The following is a 17,087-nucleotide window of genomic DNA, read 5'->3' as shown; positions in this document are numbered from 1 at the left end:
CGGGCGAATGCGAGGATGGGTCGTCGCCCGCCTGTGGGGGCGGGCTGGAGGAGGCAGGTTCATGGAGGGTCCGGGCGACTTCTACGCGACGGTCGAGGCCTACGAGGTGGTCGACGGCGACACGTTCCGCGCGAGGATCGACGGCGAGAAGGTCCGGGTGCGGATCATGGGGATCAACGCTCCGGAGTCGGGCGGTTTCCGTGAGGCGGAGGACTGGGGCGCGGAGGCGAAGGAGTACGCGCGCAAGAAGTTGGAGGGTCGGACGGTGCATCTGTTCACCGATCCGGGTGATCCGATGTTCGACCAGTACGACCGGTTGCTGGCGCATGTGGTCATGGAGAACGGGATGAACTACGCGGTGCTGGCGGTCGCCGAGGGCATGGCGTTCACCTATATTCTGCGCCACCAGGATCTGACGATCGGGGACACGCTGCGCAAGGCGGAGAAGCTCGCGCGGGCTGAGCGGCGGGGGCTGTGGGCGGCCCCGGAGTACGACTGAGCCTCAGTACGACTGAGCATTTGTACGACTGAGCCTTTCGGACGCGAACGGGCCCCGGCCGCAGAGCGGCCGGGGCCCGTTGCCTGTTGCCCGTCGCCTGTTCAGACGTTCTCTTCGACGGGTGTGTGCTCGCGGCCGTAGAGGAGCGGTTGGACGACGGCGGCGAGGAGGCCGCCGACGAGCGGTGCGACGATGAACAGCCACAGGTGCTCCAGCGGTGCGCCGCCGGCGAACAGGGCCGGGCCGAGTGAGCGGGCCGGGTTGACGGAGGTGCCGGTGAGCGGGAGTCCGACGAGGTGGATGACGGTGAGCACGAGGCCGATGGCCGCTCCCGCGGCGGGTGTCGCGCCTTTCTTGCTGGTGACGGCGAGGACGACGAGCACGAGCAGGAAGGTCAGGAGCGTCTCGATGACGAAGGCGCCGCCGACGTCGACGGTGGCGCCGTAGTCGTTGGCGCCGAGTGCGCCGGTCTGGTCGGTGGCGCCGCCGCCGGTGGTCATGTACTTGAGGACCGCGGCCGCGCCGATGCCGCCGATGAACTGGGCGATCCAGTAGCCGATGGCGGCTCCGGCGTTGATGCGCCCGGTGAGGAGGGCGCCGAGGGTGACGGCGGGGTTGACGTGGCAGCCGGAGATGGGGCCGAGCGCGTAGGCGAGCGCGAAGAGCACGAGGCCGAAGGCGAGGGCGACGCCGACGAAGCCGATGGCGCCGGCCTCGATGCCGAAGACCGCCGCGCCGACGGCGAAGAACACGAGACAGAAGGTGCCGATCAGTTCGGCCCAGATCGCGCGCATGACGTCCTCCTCGGTGCCGGTGCGTGCCGTTCAGGCTTTCGAGGATCGCAGCATTGTGGACGTCACGTGCGGTTTCGGCGCGATTCGCGGCGCGCGGGTGCGGATCAGGCGCGTTCGAGGTAGTGGAGGACGGCGGCGACTCGGCGGTCGGTCTGGTCGCCGGGGTTGAGGTCGAGTTTGAGGAAGATGTTGCGGATGTGCTTGTGGACGGCGTTCTCGGTGATGAAGAGCCGCTGCGCGATCGCGGCGTTGCCGAGGCCTTCGGCCATGACGGAGAGGACTTCCTTCTCGCGCGGGGTGAGGCGTTCGACGGGGTCGTCGGCGCGGCGCTGGGCGAACAGCTGGGCGACCACTTCGGGGTCGATGGCGGTGCCGCCGGTGGCGACGCGGTGCAGGGCCTCGACGAACGCGTCGACGCGGCCGACGCGTTCTTTCAGGAGGTAGCCGACGCTGCGGGCGCCGTCGGCGAGGAGGTCGGTCGCGAAGGACTGCTCGACGTAGGCGGAGAGGACGAGGACGGCCAGGCCGGGCAGGTTGCGGCGGGCGGCGACGGCGGCCTTGATGCCCTCGTCGGTGTGGGTGGGCGGCATCCGCACGTCCACGACCGCGATGTCGGGGCGGTGTTCCTCGACGGCGGCGAGGAACGCCTCGGGGCCGCCGACGGAGGCGACGACGTCGAAGCCCTCGCCTTGGAGGACGAGGTTGAGGCCCTCGCGCAGGAGGGTGTCGTCCTCGGCGATCACGATCCGCATGGCAGCTCCACTCTGATCTCGGTCGGCCCACCGGGTGGGCTGGTGACGCTCACCGTGCCGTCGAGCGCCTCGACGCGGCGGCCGATGCCGGCGAGTCCGGAGCCGGTGGCGGCGTCGGCGCCGCCCCGGCCGTCGTCGGTGACGACGACGCCGAGCGTATTCCCTCGGCGGCGGACCTCGACGGAGGCACTGGAGGCCCGGGAGTGCTTGGCCACGTTGGTGAGCGATTCGGCGACGACGAAGTAGGCGGTGGCCTCGACGCTCGCCGGGCAGCGGCCCTCGACGTCGACTTCGACGGTGCAGGGGACGGCGCAGTCGGAGGCGAGGGCGCTGAGGGCCCCGGCGAGACCGCGGTCCTCGAGCACGGGCGGGAGGATCGAGCGGACGACGGCGCGCAGTTCGGCGAGCGCGCCTTCGACGGTGGTCTGGGCGCGTTCGAGGATCTCGTCGGCCCGCTCGGGGGCGCGTTCGACCTCGCGGCGGGCCGCGCCGATGAGGACGGCGACGGCGACGAGCCGGTTCTGGGCCCCGTCGTGCAGGGCCCGTTCGATCCGGCGCAGTTCGACCGCGTGGGCGTCGAGCGCGGCGGCGCGGGTCGCGGTGAGCTGGGCGACGCGTTCGGACAGGTCGACCTCGGGGTCGGGGCCGAGGAGGTTCAGGCCGGGGCGGGCCTGGAAGTCGAGGATCTTGGGGGCGAACAGGAGCCACAGCACGAACACGGCGATGCCGGTGGCGCAGCCGAGGATCGCGGAGTTGGCCGACTGGGCGGTGATCAGGCCGTTGAGGATCTGCTGCTCGGAGGCGGGCAGGAAGTACCACCACAGGGGGTAGGTGACGTCGCGGACGGCGATGAACGGCATCTGGAGCAGGATCGCGCCGAGGATGAGGCCCCAGGTGCCGTGCAGGACGGTCCAGAGCAGGTCGCGGCGGGCGCTCGGGTCGGTGCGGACCTCCCTGAGCGTGCGGGCGGGTTCGGCGATCGGGTCGGTGTAGGGCGATTCGACCTCGTGGCCCATGCGCCGCAGGCGGCGGCGTTCGAGCCCGGCGACGACCCGCACCCACTGCATCATCGGGCCCACGAGCGGGCGGCCGACGCCGAGGACCGCGAGCAGGCCGGTGAGCGCCAGCAGCGGCAGCGTGTACAGCGCGAGGATGCCGAAGCCGGCGCCGACGGCGCCGTACCCGGAGGCGCGCAGGGACGCGCGCAGGAGCGGCCCGGTCTCGGTCTGCGCGCCCGCGGGGCGCAGCAGGTCGTCGAACCGGGCGCGCCAGCGCGTGAATCGGCTCTCCGCCATGTGCGGACCTCCCCCCGGTGGTGTGCGGCTGCGACGTCTCGGCGCGGCCGTGGTGCCGCTGTACTGCGGCGACAGTGCTCCTGCGGCGCCTGAGCCGCGGCTCGGCGGCGCTGTGGCCGTGCGGTCGCCCCAGAAACCTACCCTCGGCGGCGCCGATCGTCGCTACAGCTACCTGTACCCCCCGGCCTGCGGCTGGCCCCACCTCGGATTCGCCAGCTGACTGCATTGGGCGCGAAGGCGTTTCGCCATAGCGTGATGGTCATCCGATCCCACGGAGGGAACACCGTGAACGACCAGTACCGCATCAACGCCCCCGCGTCGCCGCCGAAGGCCGCGACCAGCCACTACCAGCTCACCAGCACCGCGCTGTGGATCGGCCTCATCGGCGGGGCGGTCTTCAACTTCGGCCTCCAGCTCATCGGGCTGGCGCTCCTGGCGATCCCGTTCGGCGCCATGGCCGCCTTCAGCGGCATCGCGCTCATCGTCCGGGCGGTCGCGGGGAAGCGCCGATGAAGACCCTCACCACCCCTCGCGGGGAGCTGCGCACCGACACGGCCCGGCCCCCGGCGCTGCTCATGCGCGACGTGACGAAGACGTACGACGGCGAGCACACCGTCCTCGACCGCGTCTCGCTGGAGGTCCAGCGGGGCACGTTCCTGGCGGTCATGGGCCCGTCGGGTTCGGGCAAGTCCACGCTCCTGCACTGCGCGGCCGGGCTCGACGACCCGACCGGCGGCGAGGTCCGCGTCGGCGGCCAGCGCCTGTCGGGCCTGAGCGAGACGAAGCGGACCCTGCTGCGGCGCAGGCGGATCGGGTTCGTGTTCCAGTCGTACAACCTGCTGCCGTCGCTGACGGTGGAGGAGAACCTGACGCTGCCGCTGCGCCTGTCGGGGGCGGCCGCCGACGGGAACTGGCTGCGCCATCTCGTGGCGCGCGTCGGCCTCGCGGACCTGCTCGACCGCAGGCCCGGGGAGCTGTCGGGCGGGCAGCAGCAGCGCGCGGCCATCGCGCGGTCGCTCGCGGCCCGGCCCGACGTGGTCTTCGCCGACGAGCCGACCGGCGCCCTCGACCTCGACACGGCCGCCGAGGTGCTCGCCCTGCTGCGCGAGCTGGTGGACGAGTGGGAGCAGACGGTCGTCATGGTCACGCACGACCCGGCCGCCGCGGCCCACGCGCACGCCGCGTGCGTCGTCGCCGACGGCCGCATCGACTCCTACCTGCCGAATCCGGACGCGGACGAGCTCGCTCGGCGCCTGACGGCCCTCGGGCGGCGCTGAATGGCCGCACGCCTGCGGTCGGGCCGGCTCGGCATGGCCGGCCCGTCGCTGCACATGGCCCGACACCGGCTGCCCGGGCTCGTCGCGGTCGGCCTCGCCGTCGCCGGCGGGGCCGCGATGGTCACCGTCGCGGCGGTCCTCGCCGAGACCGGGCTCACCTCGCACATCGGGCCCGAGCGGCTCGACGGGGCCGAAGTGCTGGTCGCGGCCTCGCAGACGTATCCGGTGGTCGAGGACATCGACCTGCGGCTGCCCGAACGGGAGACGATCGACGCGGGACTCGTCGCGGCCGTCGAGGCCGTGCCGGGGGTGGAGGCGGCTGCCGCCGACATCGCGTTCACCGTGCGGATGGCGACCGAGAGCGCGGTTGCGGGAACGGTCGAGGGGCACGGTTGGGACACCGCCGCGCTCACCGGCGCGACCGTGGACGGCCGCGAGCCGGGCCCCGGCGAGATCGTGCTCGACGCCGCGACCGCGGCCGAAGCGGGACTGGCAGTCGGCGACAGCGTCGCCGTCACCTCGCCCACCGGTGCGGCCGATCTGGTCGTCGTGGGCCTGACCGACGCACCCGGAATCCACGCCGACGCCGCCACCGCTCGGGCCCTCGCGGGCCTGGAGGAGCACGAGGCGGACCTCATCGCCGTCCGCACCGAGACCGGCGCCGACATCGGCGCGGTCGCCGACGGACTGCGCGAGGCGCTGCCGGACCTGGAGGTCACCACCGGCGAGGCGCGCGGCGCGGTCGAACGCCTCGGCGACGCGGCCGCCGACGCCGACCTGGTCGCCATGGCGATCTCGATGGCCGGCACCATCGTGCTCCTCGTCGGGTTCATCACCGCCGGGGCGCTCGGCGTCGCCGTCGCGAACCAGCGCCGCGACCTCGCACTCCTGCGCGCGGTCGGCGCGACCCCGCGCCAGGTGCGGCGCCTCATCGCCGCCCAGGCCAGCGCCGCCGCCGCGATCGCGCTCGTGCCCGGCATCGCCGCCGGGTACGCGCTCGCCGGGGCCTTCACCGGCTTCCTCGCCGAGAGCGGGATGCTCCCCGAAGGGCTCCCTCTGGCGCGCACGCCGATCAGCGCGTTGATCGTCGCGGCCGCCATGCTGCTCACCGTGCAGTTGGCCGCGCGCGGCGCGGCCATGCGGACCTCGCGCCTGCCGGCGACCGCCGCGGTCGCCGAGGCGCGCGTGGAGCCGAAGGCGCCCGGGCGCGTCCGCACCGTCGTCGGCGTCCTCCTGCTGCTGGCGGCCGCGGCGCAGTCGCTCGTGCCGCTCGCCGTCCCCGGCGAGACCGCGTTCATCTCCGCCGTCACCGCCACCATCGTGGCCGTCATCGGCTTCGCGATGGCCGGGCCGCTCCTCGTCGGCGCCCTCACGCGGCGGGCGGCGAAGCGCCTGGACGACCGGACGCCCGCGCCGGTCTGGCTGGCGGTCAAGAACAGCCGCGCGTTCGCGCGCCGCACCGCCGGGGCCGTCGCCGTCCTCGCCCTGGCCGTGGGCCTGACCGTGACGCAGGTGTTCTCGCAGACCACGTTCGTGGAGGTGACCGCCGCCGAGATCGAGGCGGGCGCGGTCGCCGACGCCACGGTCACCGGGCCCGTGGCCGCCGCCGACCTGGCCGCACTCGGCGCCGAGCCGGGCGTGGAGGCCGCCGTCGGCGTCGCGGACACGATGGTCGCCCGGCTCACCGACGACGCGGGCGGCGTCGAGTCCTTCGCCGCCCTGGCGTTCACGCCGGGCATCGAACAGGTCGCCGACCTCGGGCAAGTCGAAGGCGACCTCGCCGAACTGCGCGGCGAGACGGTCGCCGTCGCCTCGGCCGCCGCACGGCTGTGGGGCGTCGGCATCGGCGACGCGATCGACCTCGTCCTCGCCGACGGCACTGAAGTCAGCCCGAGGATCGCCGCGACCTACGAGCGCGGTTTCGGCTTCGGGACGGTCGTCCTCGCCGCCGACCTCCTCGACGCGCCGCGCTTCTACGACGCCGCGCTCGTCACCGGCGACCCCGAGGCCGTGGCCGCATGGGCCGCGGGCGTGCCGGGCCTGGCGGTGGGCACGGGCGCGGCGGTCCCGCAGGCGCCCGAGGGCATGACGCCCGACCAGTGGATCAGCCTCATGGCGACCCTCGCCATGACCGGCTACGTACTCCTCGGGACGGCCAACGGCCTGGTCGCGGCCACCTCGCGGCGGCGGGCCGAGTTCGCCTCGCTGCGCGCGGTCGGCGCCACGCCGCGCCAGGTGCGGGCCATGGTCACCCGCGAAGCGCTCGTCACCGCCGCCATCGCCGTCGGCGCCGGGCTCGCGTTCTCGGTCCTGCCGATGGCCGCGCTCGGCCTCGGGTTCCTCGGCGAGCCGTGGCCCCACGGCCCGCTGTGGGTCATCCCGGCCGCCGCGGGCGTCGCCGTGCTCCTCGCATGGACGGCGACCGCGGTCCCGACCCGGCGCGCACTGGCCGGACCGCCGACGGCCGCACTCGCGGTGGATTGAACGGACCGGGCCGCCGTCATGGGACGGCGGCCCGGTCCGCGGTGCGCAGGAGTGGGGTTATGCGGCCTCGACGGTGTCCTCGGCGCGGCGGCCGAACAGGGCGGTCGCGCTGGCGGCCAGGCCGATCAGGGCGACGGCGGTGACCATGTAGAGGCCGGGCCGGTACTGGGCGATGCCGGTGGCCGCGCCGCCGGTGATCAGCCCGGTGACGACGGCGAGGACGACCGCGCCGCCGATCTGCCCGGAGGTCTGCACGAGCCCCGAGGCCAGGCCCTGCTCGTCGTCGGCGATGCCCTCGGTGGCCTGGACCATGACCGAGGAGAAGCCGATCGCGAAGCCGAGGCCCAGCAGCAGGAACGCCGGCAGGTAGTCGGCGAGGTAGTTCGGCTCGGCGCTGCCGCCGCGCACGATGAACCACACGTAGCCGAGTACGAACGCCGCCATCGAGGCGATGATCATCGGCTTGGTGCCGTAGCGGTCGATCAGGCGCCCGGCGAACGGCGACAGGAACGCCACGAGGATTCCGGCCGGGGCCAGCGCGAGCGCCATGGTGAGCGGCTCCCACCGGAGCGTGTTCTGGAGGTAGAGGGACACGATGGTCTGGAAGCTGATGTAGGAGCCGAAGATCGCCAGCGCGGCCAGGTTGGCCCGCACGATCGACTTGACCTTGAAGATGCTCAGGCGCACCAGCGGGTGGGCGATGCGCTTCTCGATGACGAAGAACGCCGCGAGGAGGGCCACCGCGGCGACGGCGGTGGCGGTGACCAGCGGCGTGAAACCGGTCTCGGGGACGGTGACGATGGTGTAGACGGCGGCGAGCATCCCGCCGGTGAGGGTGGCCGAGCCGGCGAAGTCGATGCCGCCGCGCTCGTTCTCGGCGGTGCGGGGCACCACGATGAACGCGGCGACGAGGACGACGGCGACCACGGCGACCGGCGCGTAGAAGGTCAGGCGCCAGTCGATGCTGGTGAGCAGCCCTGAGGCGATGAGCCCGGAGGCGTAGCCGGTGGCGCCGAAGACGGCGAAGATCGACAGGGCCTTGTTGCGGTCGTGGCCCTCTTTGAAGGTCGTCGTGATGATCGACAGGGCCGCCGGGGCGGTGAAGGCGGCGGCGACGCCCTTGACGATGCGCGAGGCGATGAGCAGGGCCTCGCTGTCGACCATGCCGCCGATGAGCGAGGCGGCGCCGAAGACGACGAGCGCGGCGAGGAACACCCGGCGCCGTCCCAGCAGGTCGGCCATGCGTCCGCCCAGGAGGAGCAGGCCGCCGTAGCCGAGGATGTAGCCGTTGACGATCCATTGGAGCGAGGCGGTCTCCAGGCCGAGCTCGGCGCCGATGGAGGGGAGCGCGACGCCGACCATGGAGACGTCGAGGGCGTCGAGGAACATCGCGAGGCCGGCGACGAAGAGGACGGCCCAGAGCCGCGGTCCCCATCGGGACGGGGCGTGTGCGGGCGCATCGACGGGGTTCGAATTGCTGTTGTCCAGGGGTTTTGTGGCGGTGATCGTCATGGGCACGAATTTACATGCGCGTGCATTGGATGTCAACACATCAAATGCATGGACATTAAATGCCTTGACATGGTAATCTCCTGGTCATGGAGGCTGCATCGGGCGAAGACGTGTGCGTCAAGTGGTCAGAGACACTGCGCGTGTACCACGCCGCCTCGTGCGAGCTGGAGAACGAGCTCCAGGCCCGGCACGGCCTGGGACTGAGCGAGTTCGAGGTGCTCCAGATCCTGTCCCGGTGCTGCGGCGAAGGCGGCGGCCAGGCCAAGATGAAGGACATCGAGGCCGAGATGTACCTCAGCCAGAGCGCCCTCTCCCGCACCGTCACCCGCCTGGAGAAGGCCGGGCTCGTGACCCGGGCCGCGTGCGAGTTCGACCGCCGCGCGAACTTCCTCATGCTCACCCCCACCGGCCAGGAGCGCTTCGACGCGGCCAAGCCGACCCACCGCGGCGTCCTCGTCAAGCACCTCGCCTGACACCGCTTGCGGGAGTACGGCCCCGGCCGATGCGGGCGCCACTCGAAACCCTTGCGCCCCTGGCGTTCGCGCTGAACGAGGGACGGCTTCCCCCGGTTGCGGCATGCGGAAGCTAAGGTGAGTGCGAGAGAAGTCACGACCTGATCCGGCATGGAGCGTGGATGCAATGACTCCCCCTGAGAACGACCGACCAGACGACGAGGACGGCGGCACCTTCAAGCTCAAGCCCGGCGGTGCGCCCGGCGCCGGCGCGCCCGGTCCCGCCGCGCCCGCCGCCGGACCGGGCGACGAGGACAACCTCGACCGCACCATGAAGATCCAGCGCGGCGCCGTCCCGCCCGCGCCGACGACGCCCCCGCCCCCGGCCTCGCCGCTCGGCAACCCGACCGGCCCGGCCGAACCGCCCGCCGCCGCGTTCGCCGAGACCACCGTCATGCCCCAGCAGAGCGGCTCGCAGACCGGCTTCCAGCCCACGGGCCAGCAGGCCTCGCAGCCCCCGCAGGGCCCGCTCGGACCGACCCCGCAGAGCCCCGGGCCGCAGCAGCCGTACGGCCAGCCCGGCCCGCAGCAGGGCCAGCCCGGCGGCTACCCGCCGCCCCCGCAGCAACAGCAGCCGGGATACCCGCAGCCGCAGACGGCCCCGGCGGCCGGCGAGGCCCCCGAAGGCGTCAAGCGCATCGGGCTCATGGCGATCGTCGGCTCCGGCATCGGCCTGCTCACCAGCATCATCGTCCTGGCGGTGCTCGGCGGCTTCGCCATCGTCACCGCCCCGCTGAGCATCCTGTTCGCGCTCGCGCTGGGCTGGTACGGCTACGCGCTGCCGCGGGGCCAGATCACCTCGAACGGCCTCCGCCTCACCGGCATCATCCTCATGATGATCGCCGCGGGCAGCGCCGTGCTCGGCCTGTTCAGCTCCTTCAACACCATCGCGGTGTTCGGCGGGCTGGGCGTGATCAGCCTCGTCCAGAGCATCCTGCTCGCCGGCGCCTACGGCTACGCGTCCTTCATCTACATCAAGGACGACGCGTCCAAGGCGTACATCAAGGGCACGCCCGCCGGGCCCGGATACCCGCAGCAGGCCGGCTACCCGCAGCAGGGACAGCAGCCGTACGGCCAGCAGGGACAGCCCGGCGGCTACCCGCCCCCGCCGCCCGGCTACCCCCAGCAGGGGCAGCAGCCCCCGCAGGGCCCCTACGGCCGTTAGGCCTACCGGCTCCCGCCGGTCGCGACTAAGCTCACTCGTATGCAACGGCCGCGGCGTCCACGGTTCGCCAAAAGCGCCGTGAACGCCGCGGTCTCCGTACGAGGAGGTACATCGATGTCTGCAAGTGGCGCACCGATCCGGGTGGTCGTGGCGAAGGTCGGGCTCGACGGGCACGACCGCGGCGCGAAGGTCGTGGCGCGGGCCCTGCGCGACGCGGGCATGGAAGTGGTCTACACCGGCCTCCACAACTCCCCCGAGCAGGTCGTGGCGACCGCGATCGCCGAGGACGCCGACGCGATCGGACTGAGCATCCTCTCCGGCGCCCATATGACGCTGTTCCCGCGCGTGCTGCGACTACTCGACGAGGCCGACGCGCGCGACATCGTCGTCTTCGGCGGCGGCATCATTCCCGACGAGGACGCCGCGCAGCTGCGCGAGGCCGGAGTGGCCGAGATATTCGGCCCCGGGGCCTCGACCCAGGTGATCGCCGAATGGGTCCGCGAACACGTCGCCTCACCCGATCAGGGACGCCCCGCGGCCGTCTGAGATAGGCCGCGACCTGGGCGAACGACCCGGCTCAAAGTTTTTTCGAGAAAACCGCAACGGCGACCGTAACCGCGCTCGGCGGGCCTCGTTCTTATAAGTGTCGGACGCAGAAGGAAAACGCGGAAGACGCATCGGCCGCGAGTCGAAAGACCGCACCGCAATGGTTCGAGCACACGCATCAGGGCCTCGCCCCGATCAGGGAACGCGCTAGAGCCATGCCACAAACTGCCGATGCCCTGTCGATTGAGGGGTGGCGATAGGGCATCGTGCCTAAGGGAATCAAGCCATTGAGGGGTGGGCTTGGTTCCCGCTAAGGGGACCGGACGCCTGAGGGGTGCGTCCGGTCCCCGCCTCTTTCCCCGGTGCTCCGCGCAATTCCGAGCCGCCCCGAGTCACAACGGCCGAACTCGTCCCCGCCCCGATGTCGCACCCCCGAGTCATTATCGAACCGGGGGCGCCTCTGCCGCGACACGCCCGACCGCGGGTGCGCCAGGCCCGGGCCCGTTCCGCTCACTTCTTCGCCGCCGCATCGTGAATCCCCAGCCGGCGCCCTGCGCCGCGCCGCGCAAGCCTGACTCGTCACACCGGCCGCCCGCCGTACGCTCCGGCGGCTCGCCGCGCGTTACCCTGCGATAACGGGCACCTGTGCCTGTTCCCCGCCCACCGGCCCCGGTTCGCCGAGACCGCGGCCCGCACCGGGCCCCTGGGCGGAGGCCCAGGCCGACCCGGTCACAGAAGACTAGCTAGTGGAGCGGACTCTACAGTGGATCTGTACGAATACCAGGGCCGCGCACTGTTCGCCCGGCACAGCGTGCCGGTGCTGGACGGCGGCGTCGCCACCACCCCGCAGGAGGCCGTGGAGCTCGCCGAGCGCCTCGGTGACCGGGTGGTCGTCAAAGCGCAGGTGAAGGTCGGCGGTCGAGGCAAGGCGGGCGGCGTCAAACTCGCCGACTCCGTCGCCGAGGTCGAGACCCACGCCACGAACATCCTCGGCATGGACATCAAGGGCCACACCGTCGAGAAGGTCATGCTGACGGTCACCGCCGACATCGACTCCGAGTACTACTTCTCCTACCTCCTCGACCGCGCGAACCGCACCTTCCTGTGCATCGCCTCGGTCGCCGGCGGCATGGAGATCGAAGAGGTCGCCCACACCGACCCCGAGAAGGTCGTGAAGCTCCCGATCGACGCCGGCGTCGGCGTCACCCCGGAGATCGCGAACTCCATCTTCGACAAGGCCGGGTTCCCCGAGGACCTGCGCGACCAGCTCGTCGACGTGTTCGTCAAGCTCTGGGGCGCGTTCGTGGCCGAAGACGCCACGCTCGTCGAGGTCAACCCCCTCGTGCGCACCCCCGAGGGCCGGGTCCTCGCGCTCGACGCGAAGGTCACGCTCGACGAGAACGCCTCCTTCCGCCACCCCGAGAACGCCGAGTTCGAGGACAAGTCGGCCGTCGACCCGCTGGAGCGGCGCGCCACCGAGTCCGGCCTGAACTACGTCAAGCTCGACGGCTCGGTCGGCATCATCGGCAACGGCGCGGGGCTGGTCATGTCCACCCTCGACGTCGTGTCCTACGCCGGCGAGGGCCACGGCGGCGTCAAGCCCGCGAACTTCCTCGACATCGGCGGCGGCGCCTCGGCCGCGGTCATGGCGAACGGCCTCGAAGTGGTCCTGTCGGACCCGCAGGTCAAGAGCGTGTTCGTGAACATCTTCGGCGGCATCACCGCCTGCGACGAGGTCGCCCGCGGCATCCTCGGCGCCCTCCAGACCCTCGCCGACCGCGGCGAGGACGTCACCAAGCCGCTGGTCGCCCGCATCGACGGCAACAACGCCGAGGCCGGTCGCAAGATCCTCGCCGACGCGAACCACCCGCTCATCACCGTGGTCGAGACCATGGACGCCGCGGCCGACAAGGCCGCCGAACTCGCGAACCAGGGGGCTTAAGTCCATGGCGATCTTCCTCAACGAGAACTCCAAGGTCATCGTCCAGGGCATGACCGGCTCCGAGGGCATGAAGCACACCCGCCGCATGCTCAAGGCCGGCACCGAGATCGTCGGCGGCGTCAACCCGCGCAAGGCCGGCACCAAGGTCGACGTCGACGGCGTGAGCCTCCCGGTGTTCGCCTCCGTGCAGGAGGCCATCAGTGAGACCGGCGCGAACGCCTCGGTCGTGTTCGTACCCCCGGCCTTCTCCAAGGCCGCCGTCATCGAGGCGATCGACGCCGAGATCGAACTGGTCATCGTCATCACCGAGGGCATCCCGGTGCACGACTCGGTGACCTTCTGGAACCACGCCGAGTCCAAGGGCGGCAAGACCCGCATCGTCGGGCCCAACTGCCCCGGGATCGCCAGCCCCGGCAAGTCGAACGCGGGCATCACCCCCGCCGACATCACCGGCGCCGGCCCCATCGGCCTGGTCTCCAAGTCGGGCACGCTGACCTACCAGCTCATGTACGAGCTGCGCGACATCGGCTTCTCGACCTCCGTCGGCATCGGCGGCGACCCGGTCATCGGGACCACCCACATCGACTGCCTCAAGGCCTTCGAGGAGGACCCGGAGACCAAGGCGATCGTCATGATCGGCGAGATCGGCGGCGACGCCGAGGAGCGGGCCGCCGCGTACATCAAGGAGCACGTGACCAAGCCCGTGGTCGGCTACATCGCGGGCTTCACCGCGCCGGAGGGCAAGACGATGGGCCACGCCGGCGCCATCATCTCCGGTTCGGCCGGCACCGCCGAGTCGAAGAAGGAGGCCCTGGAGGCCGCCGGCGTCAAAGTCGGCAAGACCCCCAGCGAGACCGCCCGCCTCATGCGCGAGGTCGTCGAGAACCTCTAGCGAGACGAACGAAGGCCGGACGGCGAACCGTCCGGCCTTCGCCGCGTTCACGGGCGGTCCCGGTCGGGCGGCGGGCCGCTATCCTCGGCACATGCCCGCCTCGCCGTACAGCCCCGCGCCCGCCCACCCGCCGCGAACGGGCGGCGGCGCCGCGCGGACGGCGGGCACGATCGTCTGGGCGCTGCTGCCGCTCCTGCTGCCGATGCTGGGGGCGCCGCTCGCCTTCGGCCTCGCGGTCGGACGGCGCGCGAGCGCGGTGACGCTGGTGCCGCTCGTCCTCTACTCGGTCGCGCTCGGCGCGTTCTTCCTGCTGCTCACCTCGTTCGAGTTGGCGACGGCGCCGGCCTGGGTCTTCCCGACCGAGGTCCTCGCGATGCTCGCCACCACGATCGGCGCCAGTGCCCACCTGTTCGCGATCCGCAAGTACGTGTGGGTGCAGGGCCCGCGGCAGGAGCGGACGCGCACGCCGGCCGCCAAGACGACCGCGCCCTCCGCCGGCGACTGGGTCGCGCCCGCCCTGGAGCGCGAGCGCCAGTTGCGCGAGGACGCGAGGCGGCTGGCCGAGGCGGACCCGTCCCTCGCCAAGCGCAACGGCATCGGCCGTCCCGATCAGCCGCGGCGCCTCGACGACGGCGGCCTGGTCGACCTCAACCACGCGCCCGCGGCGGTACTGCGCGACCTGCCGGGCTTCACCGAGGCGACCGCGGCGCGGGTGGTCGAGCGCGTCGAGCGCCTGGGCCCCTTCCAGAGCCTCGACGAGGTGATCCTGGAGGTCGAGGTGGCCCCGGGGTTCGAGAGGCACCTGCGCGAGTACGCGATCCTCATCCCCTGAGTCGGACCGGTCAGTCCTCGATCCAGTAGTTGTCGTGCTCGATGAAGAAGGCCTTGCGTTCGGCCTCGGTCATGTCGCCGAGGCTCGCCAGGCCCTCGAAGTAGGCCTCGCGCGGCGCGCCGGGGGCGAACAGCAGGAGCATCGAGGCCGGTTCGCCGCTCTCGTTGCGGAAACCGTGCACGCCGCCTTCGGGCACGTGCACGAAGTCGCCCGGCTCAGTGTCGATCCACTTGACGCCGTTGTAGATCCGCACGGTCCCCGAGAGGATGTAGAACGACTCGGAGATGGTCTTGTGGAAGTGCGGGTCGGGCCCGGAGCGGCGCGCGCTCATGTTCCATTGGTAGAGGCCGAACCTGCCGTCGGTGGAGGCGCCGGTGGCGAGGTAGTCGGCTGAGCCGCCGTTGGCGAACACCAGCTCGGCGGGGTGCGCGGCGGGGCGGAAGTGCGCGTTCACCTCGCCGGTCTCGCCGAAGTACTTCGGCTCGGGGTAGGACATGGTCGCTCCTTGGGTGCGGCGTTCGAGGGTCACCAGTGCAGACGACCCGGTGGACGGGGAATCATCGCACGAATGAAGCGCACGGGCATCTCCGTTCACCTTCGGCAACGGGGGCACCGCGCGCCAAGCGAGGACGGTCGGGCATATTGATACGGAGAACTTGCCGTGCGGCTAGGAACGAGCCGCGCCGCTTCCGCGAACCGTCTGGAGACGCCGATGACCTTGCTGTTCGACCGCGCCAACGTGCTCGACCCCGTCGCCGGCGCACTCGTCGCGGACCAGAGGGTGCTCGTGCGGGACGGGGAGATCGCCGAGGTCGGGCCCGATGTCGCGGCGCCCGAGGGCGCTCCCGTGGTCGACCTCGCCGGGAAGACGCTCATGCCGGGGCTCGTGGACTGCCATGTGCACGTCAACGCGCACAGCGCCGACCTCGGCCGGATCGCCGACGAGTCGCCCGCGTACGTCGCGGTGAAGGCCGCGATCGAGCTGCGCGCGATGCTCGACCGCGGGTTCACCACGGTGCGCGACCCCGGCGGCGCCGACTTCGGGATCGCCGACGCGGCGGCCGAGGGCCTCATCGAGGGCCCGCGGGTGTTCTTCGGCGGCAAGGCGCTCTCGCAGACCGGCGGGCACGTGGACATGCGCCCGCGCGGGCGCAGCGTCAGCGACGACCACCAGTGCTGTCCCGGCCTCGGGGTCGTGTGCGACGGCGTGGACGGGGTCCGCAAGGCGGCCAGGGAGCAACTGCGCACCGGCGCGTTCCACGTCAAGATCATGCTGTCGGGCGGCGTCGCCTCGCCGACCGACCGGGTCGACTCGACCCAGTTCTCGATCGCGGAGATCCGCGCCATCGTCGAAGAGGCGGAGGCGGCGAACCGGTACGTCGCCGGGCACGCCTACACCGCGCGGGCGATCAACCGGGGCCTGAAGGCGGGCGTGCGGTCGATCGAACACGGGAACCTGCTCGATGAGTCCAGTGTGGAGCTGTTCCTGGAGCACGACGCGTTCCTGGTGCCCACCTTGGTGACGTATCAGCGGATGGCCGTCGAGGGCGCCGAGTACGGGCTTCCCGCGGAGAGCCTCGCCAAGAACGGCATGGTGCTCGACGCCGGGCTCCAGGCGCTGGAACGGGCGCACGAGGCCGGGGTGAACCTCTGCTACGGCTCGGACCTGCTCGGCGGGATGCGCCGGCACCAGTTGGAGGAGTTCGCGATCCGGGGCGCGGTCATCCCGGCGGCCGACGTGATCCGCTCGGCCACGGTCACCGCGGCGCGCCTGCTCGGCGAGGAGGGGCGCATCGGCCAGGTCGTTCCCGGGGCCAGGGCCGATCTCCTGGTGGTGGACGGCGACCCGCTCGCCGACATCGGGGTGCTCACCGAACCCGAGAAGAACCTGAAGCTCGTGGTGCAGGGCGGCGAGGTGCGGCTCGACCGGCTCAGCCGCGCTTGAGGACCGCGAAGCCGGTGGCCCACAGGACCACGGCGCTGCCGAAGCCGGCCACCGCTCCCCCGATCGCGACGCCGCCGGCGCCCGCGGCGATCCCGGCCGCGCCGGCGAGGATCATCGCGTAGCCGGTCCACTTGTACATCGGCTCGTCGAAGGCCCGCGCCAGCGGGAGGAAGTGGGAGCCGACGATGACCGCGATCGTCCCCGGCAGGAAGTCGACGAGGTCCAATGCGCCGTAGAGGAAGACCGCGGCGACGATGAGCACGACCTCGAAGGCGATCCAGATGCCGTACCGGCGGCCCCAGTCCTTCGGCAGCTCCCGGGGGCGCCCGCGGCCCGACTCGACCTTCCCGGTCGCGACCGCGAGCCCGATGCTCACCGCGGCCGCCAGAGCGAACCCGACCCAGTAGGCGGGTCCTTCGATGATCCCGGCGCCGCCGATGTACCAGCCGAGGCCGAAGAAGGCGCAGATCATGACGCCGTTGCGGCGCATGCCGCGGCTCAACTCGTCCGGGGCGGTGAAAGTCTCCATGCCGCCATTGTGACAGTTGATGACCAACGTTCATGCCGTGCGTTCAGCTGACTGCACGGCGGGCGGGCCGCCGTCTCGTCCGGCTCGGTGGGTGATCGCGATGCGAAGGCG

17 protein-coding genes are annotated in these 17,087 nt (G+C 72.0%); 11 read left to right on the top strand and 6 right to left on the bottom strand.

Annotated elements, in window-relative coordinates:
* Positions 1–61 precede the first annotated feature (61 nt).
* Positions 62–499, top strand: a complete 438-nt coding sequence (locus tag IF12_RS25960) for a thermonuclease family protein (RefSeq protein ID WP_051703824.1) — start codon at positions 62–64, stop codon at positions 497–499.
* Positions 500–600: 101 nt separating this feature from the next.
* Here the strand turns inward: IF12_RS25960 and IF12_RS0101310 are convergent, their stop codons facing one another.
* The 3 genes from IF12_RS0101310 to IF12_RS0101300 all read right to left on the bottom strand — a co-directional run bounded on the left by IF12_RS0101310 (position 601) and on the right by IF12_RS0101300 (position 3,340).
* Positions 601–1,293 (bottom strand): aquaporin, encoded by a 693-nt coding sequence (locus tag IF12_RS0101310; RefSeq protein ID WP_035748010.1) that lies wholly within the window; start codon positions 1,291–1,293, stop codon positions 601–603.
* A gap of 104 nt (positions 1,294–1,397) precedes the next feature.
* Positions 1,398–2,045, bottom strand: coding sequence for a response regulator transcription factor (locus IF12_RS0101305; RefSeq protein ID WP_030144461.1), 648 nt, complete (start codon positions 2,043–2,045; stop codon positions 1,398–1,400).
* Positions 2,033–3,340: a sensor histidine kinase gene (locus IF12_RS0101300; protein WP_081912885.1), complete on the bottom strand. Its 1,308-nt coding sequence runs from the start codon at positions 3,338–3,340 to the stop codon at positions 2,033–2,035. The genes IF12_RS0101305 and IF12_RS0101300 overlap by 13 nt, the downstream gene beginning before the upstream one ends.
* Positions 3,341–3,625: 285 nt before the next feature.
* Between IF12_RS0101300 and IF12_RS0101295 the strand changes: the two genes are divergently transcribed.
* From IF12_RS0101295 to IF12_RS0101285, 3 genes are read left to right on the top strand one after another with little or no spacing between them, the layout of a single operon-like run.
* Complete coding sequence (locus tag IF12_RS0101295; RefSeq protein ID WP_133884134.1) at positions 3,626–3,853, top strand: hypothetical protein; 228 nt, start codon at positions 3,626–3,628, stop codon at positions 3,851–3,853.
* Complete coding sequence (locus IF12_RS0101290; RefSeq protein ID WP_051703823.1) at positions 3,850–4,617, top strand: ABC transporter ATP-binding protein; 768 nt, start codon at positions 3,850–3,852, stop codon at positions 4,615–4,617. The genes IF12_RS0101295 and IF12_RS0101290 overlap by 4 nt, the downstream gene beginning before the upstream one ends.
* Positions 4,618–7,101 carry an FtsX-like permease family protein gene (locus IF12_RS0101285; RefSeq protein WP_051703822.1) on the top strand — a complete coding sequence of 828 codons (2,484 nt, stop codon included), beginning with the start codon at positions 4,618–4,620 and terminating at the stop codon, positions 7,099–7,101.
* 57 nt (positions 7,102–7,158) lie between these two features.
* Here IF12_RS0101285 and IF12_RS0101280 read toward each other — a convergent pair whose 3' ends face one another.
* The gene (locus IF12_RS0101280; RefSeq protein WP_030144456.1) at positions 7,159–8,613 is read right to left on the bottom strand and encodes an MFS transporter; all 1,455 of its coding nucleotides are present in this window, start codon (positions 8,611–8,613) and stop codon (positions 7,159–7,161) included.
* A gap of 86 nt (positions 8,614–8,699) precedes the next feature.
* On the opposite strand from IF12_RS0101280, the gene IF12_RS0101275 reads away from it, so the two are divergent.
* From IF12_RS0101275 to IF12_RS23630, 6 genes are all read left to right on the top strand, one after another.
* Complete coding sequence (locus IF12_RS0101275) at positions 8,700–9,086, top strand: MarR family winged helix-turn-helix transcriptional regulator (protein ID WP_030144455.1); 387 nt, start codon at positions 8,700–8,702, stop codon at positions 9,084–9,086.
* 166 nt (positions 9,087–9,252) lie between these two features.
* On the top strand, positions 9,253–10,290 hold the full coding sequence (locus IF12_RS25955; protein WP_030144454.1) for a hypothetical protein: 1,038 nt from the start codon (positions 9,253–9,255) through the stop codon (positions 10,288–10,290).
* A gap of 114 nt (positions 10,291–10,404) precedes the next feature.
* Positions 10,405–10,836 carry a cobalamin B12-binding domain-containing protein gene (locus IF12_RS0101265; protein ID WP_030144453.1) on the top strand — a complete coding sequence of 144 codons (432 nt, stop codon included), beginning with the start codon at positions 10,405–10,407 and terminating at the stop codon, positions 10,834–10,836.
* 763 nt (positions 10,837–11,599) lie between these two features.
* On the top strand, positions 11,600–12,778 hold the full coding sequence (gene sucC / locus IF12_RS0101260; protein ID WP_030144452.1) for an ADP-forming succinate--CoA ligase subunit beta: 1,179 nt from the start codon (positions 11,600–11,602) through the stop codon (positions 12,776–12,778).
* Between the two features lie 4 nt (positions 12,779–12,782).
* Positions 12,783–13,670, top strand: a complete 888-nt coding sequence (gene sucD / locus IF12_RS0101255) for a succinate--CoA ligase subunit alpha (protein WP_030144451.1) — start codon at positions 12,783–12,785, stop codon at positions 13,668–13,670.
* 91 nt (positions 13,671–13,761) lie between these two features.
* Positions 13,762–14,502 carry a helix-hairpin-helix domain-containing protein gene (locus IF12_RS23630; protein WP_051703821.1) on the top strand — a complete coding sequence of 247 codons (741 nt, stop codon included), beginning with the start codon at positions 13,762–13,764 and terminating at the stop codon, positions 14,500–14,502.
* Positions 14,503–14,512: 10 nt separating this feature from the next.
* Here IF12_RS23630 and IF12_RS0101245 read toward each other — a convergent pair whose 3' ends face one another.
* Positions 14,513–14,998 carry a cupin domain-containing protein gene (locus tag IF12_RS0101245; RefSeq protein ID WP_030144449.1) on the bottom strand — a complete coding sequence of 162 codons (486 nt, stop codon included), beginning with the start codon at positions 14,996–14,998 and terminating at the stop codon, positions 14,513–14,515.
* A gap of 216 nt (positions 14,999–15,214) precedes the next feature.
* Here IF12_RS0101245 and IF12_RS0101240 point away from each other — a divergent pair, with 216 nt between their 5' ends.
* Positions 15,215–16,447: an amidohydrolase family protein gene (locus IF12_RS0101240; RefSeq protein ID WP_030144448.1), complete on the top strand. Its 1,233-nt coding sequence runs from the start codon at positions 15,215–15,217 to the stop codon at positions 16,445–16,447.
* On the opposite strand, the gene IF12_RS25355 is transcribed toward IF12_RS0101240, so the two are convergent.
* Positions 16,434–16,976 carry a hypothetical protein gene (locus IF12_RS25355; protein WP_051703820.1) on the bottom strand — a complete coding sequence of 181 codons (543 nt, stop codon included), beginning with the start codon at positions 16,974–16,976 and terminating at the stop codon, positions 16,434–16,436. The two genes, IF12_RS0101240 and IF12_RS25355, sit on opposite strands and share 14 nt — an antisense overlap.
* Positions 16,977–17,087: the final 111 nt, after the last annotated feature.

The sequence above is a fragment of the Glycomyces sp. NRRL B-16210 genome, assembly GCF_000719515.1.
GTDB lineage: Bacteria > Actinomycetota > Actinomycetes > Mycobacteriales > Micromonosporaceae > Glycomyces.
This window is presented reverse-complemented; position numbering and strand designations above follow the sequence as displayed.

What these genes read in the sequence shown, in the direction of transcription:
- IF12_RS25960 (WP_051703824.1), top strand. Translation starts at nt 62, where the DNA reads ATGGAGGGTCCGGGCGACTTCTACGCGACGGTCGAGGCCTACGAGGTG.
- IF12_RS0101310 (WP_035748010.1), bottom strand. Translation starts at nt 1,293, where the DNA reads ATGCGCGCGATCTGGGCCGAACTGATCGGCACCTTCTGTCTCGTGTTC.
- IF12_RS0101305 (WP_030144461.1), bottom strand. Translation starts at nt 2,045, where the DNA reads ATGCGGATCGTGATCGCCGAGGACGACACCCTCCTGCGCGAGGGCCTC.
- IF12_RS0101300 (WP_081912885.1), bottom strand. Translation starts at nt 3,340, where the DNA reads ATGGCGGAGAGCCGATTCACGCGCTGGCGCGCCCGGTTCGACGACCTG.
- IF12_RS0101290 (WP_051703823.1), top strand. Translation starts at nt 3,850, where the DNA reads ATGAAGACCCTCACCACCCCTCGCGGGGAGCTGCGCACCGACACGGCC.
- IF12_RS0101285 (WP_051703822.1), top strand. Translation starts at nt 4,618, where the DNA reads ATGGCCGCACGCCTGCGGTCGGGCCGGCTCGGCATGGCCGGCCCGTCG.
- IF12_RS0101280 (WP_030144456.1), bottom strand. Translation starts at nt 8,613, where the DNA reads ATGACGATCACCGCCACAAAACCCCTGGACAACAGCAATTCGAACCCC.
- IF12_RS0101275 (WP_030144455.1), top strand. Translation starts at nt 8,700, where the DNA reads ATGGAGGCTGCATCGGGCGAAGACGTGTGCGTCAAGTGGTCAGAGACA.
- IF12_RS25955 (WP_030144454.1), top strand. Translation starts at nt 9,253, where the DNA reads ATGACTCCCCCTGAGAACGACCGACCAGACGACGAGGACGGCGGCACC.
- IF12_RS0101265 (WP_030144453.1), top strand. Translation starts at nt 10,405, where the DNA reads ATGTCTGCAAGTGGCGCACCGATCCGGGTGGTCGTGGCGAAGGTCGGG.
- sucD (WP_030144451.1), top strand. Translation starts at nt 12,783, where the DNA reads ATGGCGATCTTCCTCAACGAGAACTCCAAGGTCATCGTCCAGGGCATG.
- IF12_RS23630 (WP_051703821.1), top strand. Translation starts at nt 13,762, where the DNA reads ATGCCCGCCTCGCCGTACAGCCCCGCGCCCGCCCACCCGCCGCGAACG.
- IF12_RS0101245 (WP_030144449.1), bottom strand. Translation starts at nt 14,998, where the DNA reads ATGTCCTACCCCGAGCCGAAGTACTTCGGCGAGACCGGCGAGGTGAAC.
- IF12_RS0101240 (WP_030144448.1), top strand. Translation starts at nt 15,215, where the DNA reads ATGACCTTGCTGTTCGACCGCGCCAACGTGCTCGACCCCGTCGCCGGC.
- IF12_RS25355 (WP_051703820.1), bottom strand. Translation starts at nt 16,976, where the DNA reads ATGGAGACTTTCACCGCCCCGGACGAGTTGAGCCGCGGCATGCGCCGC.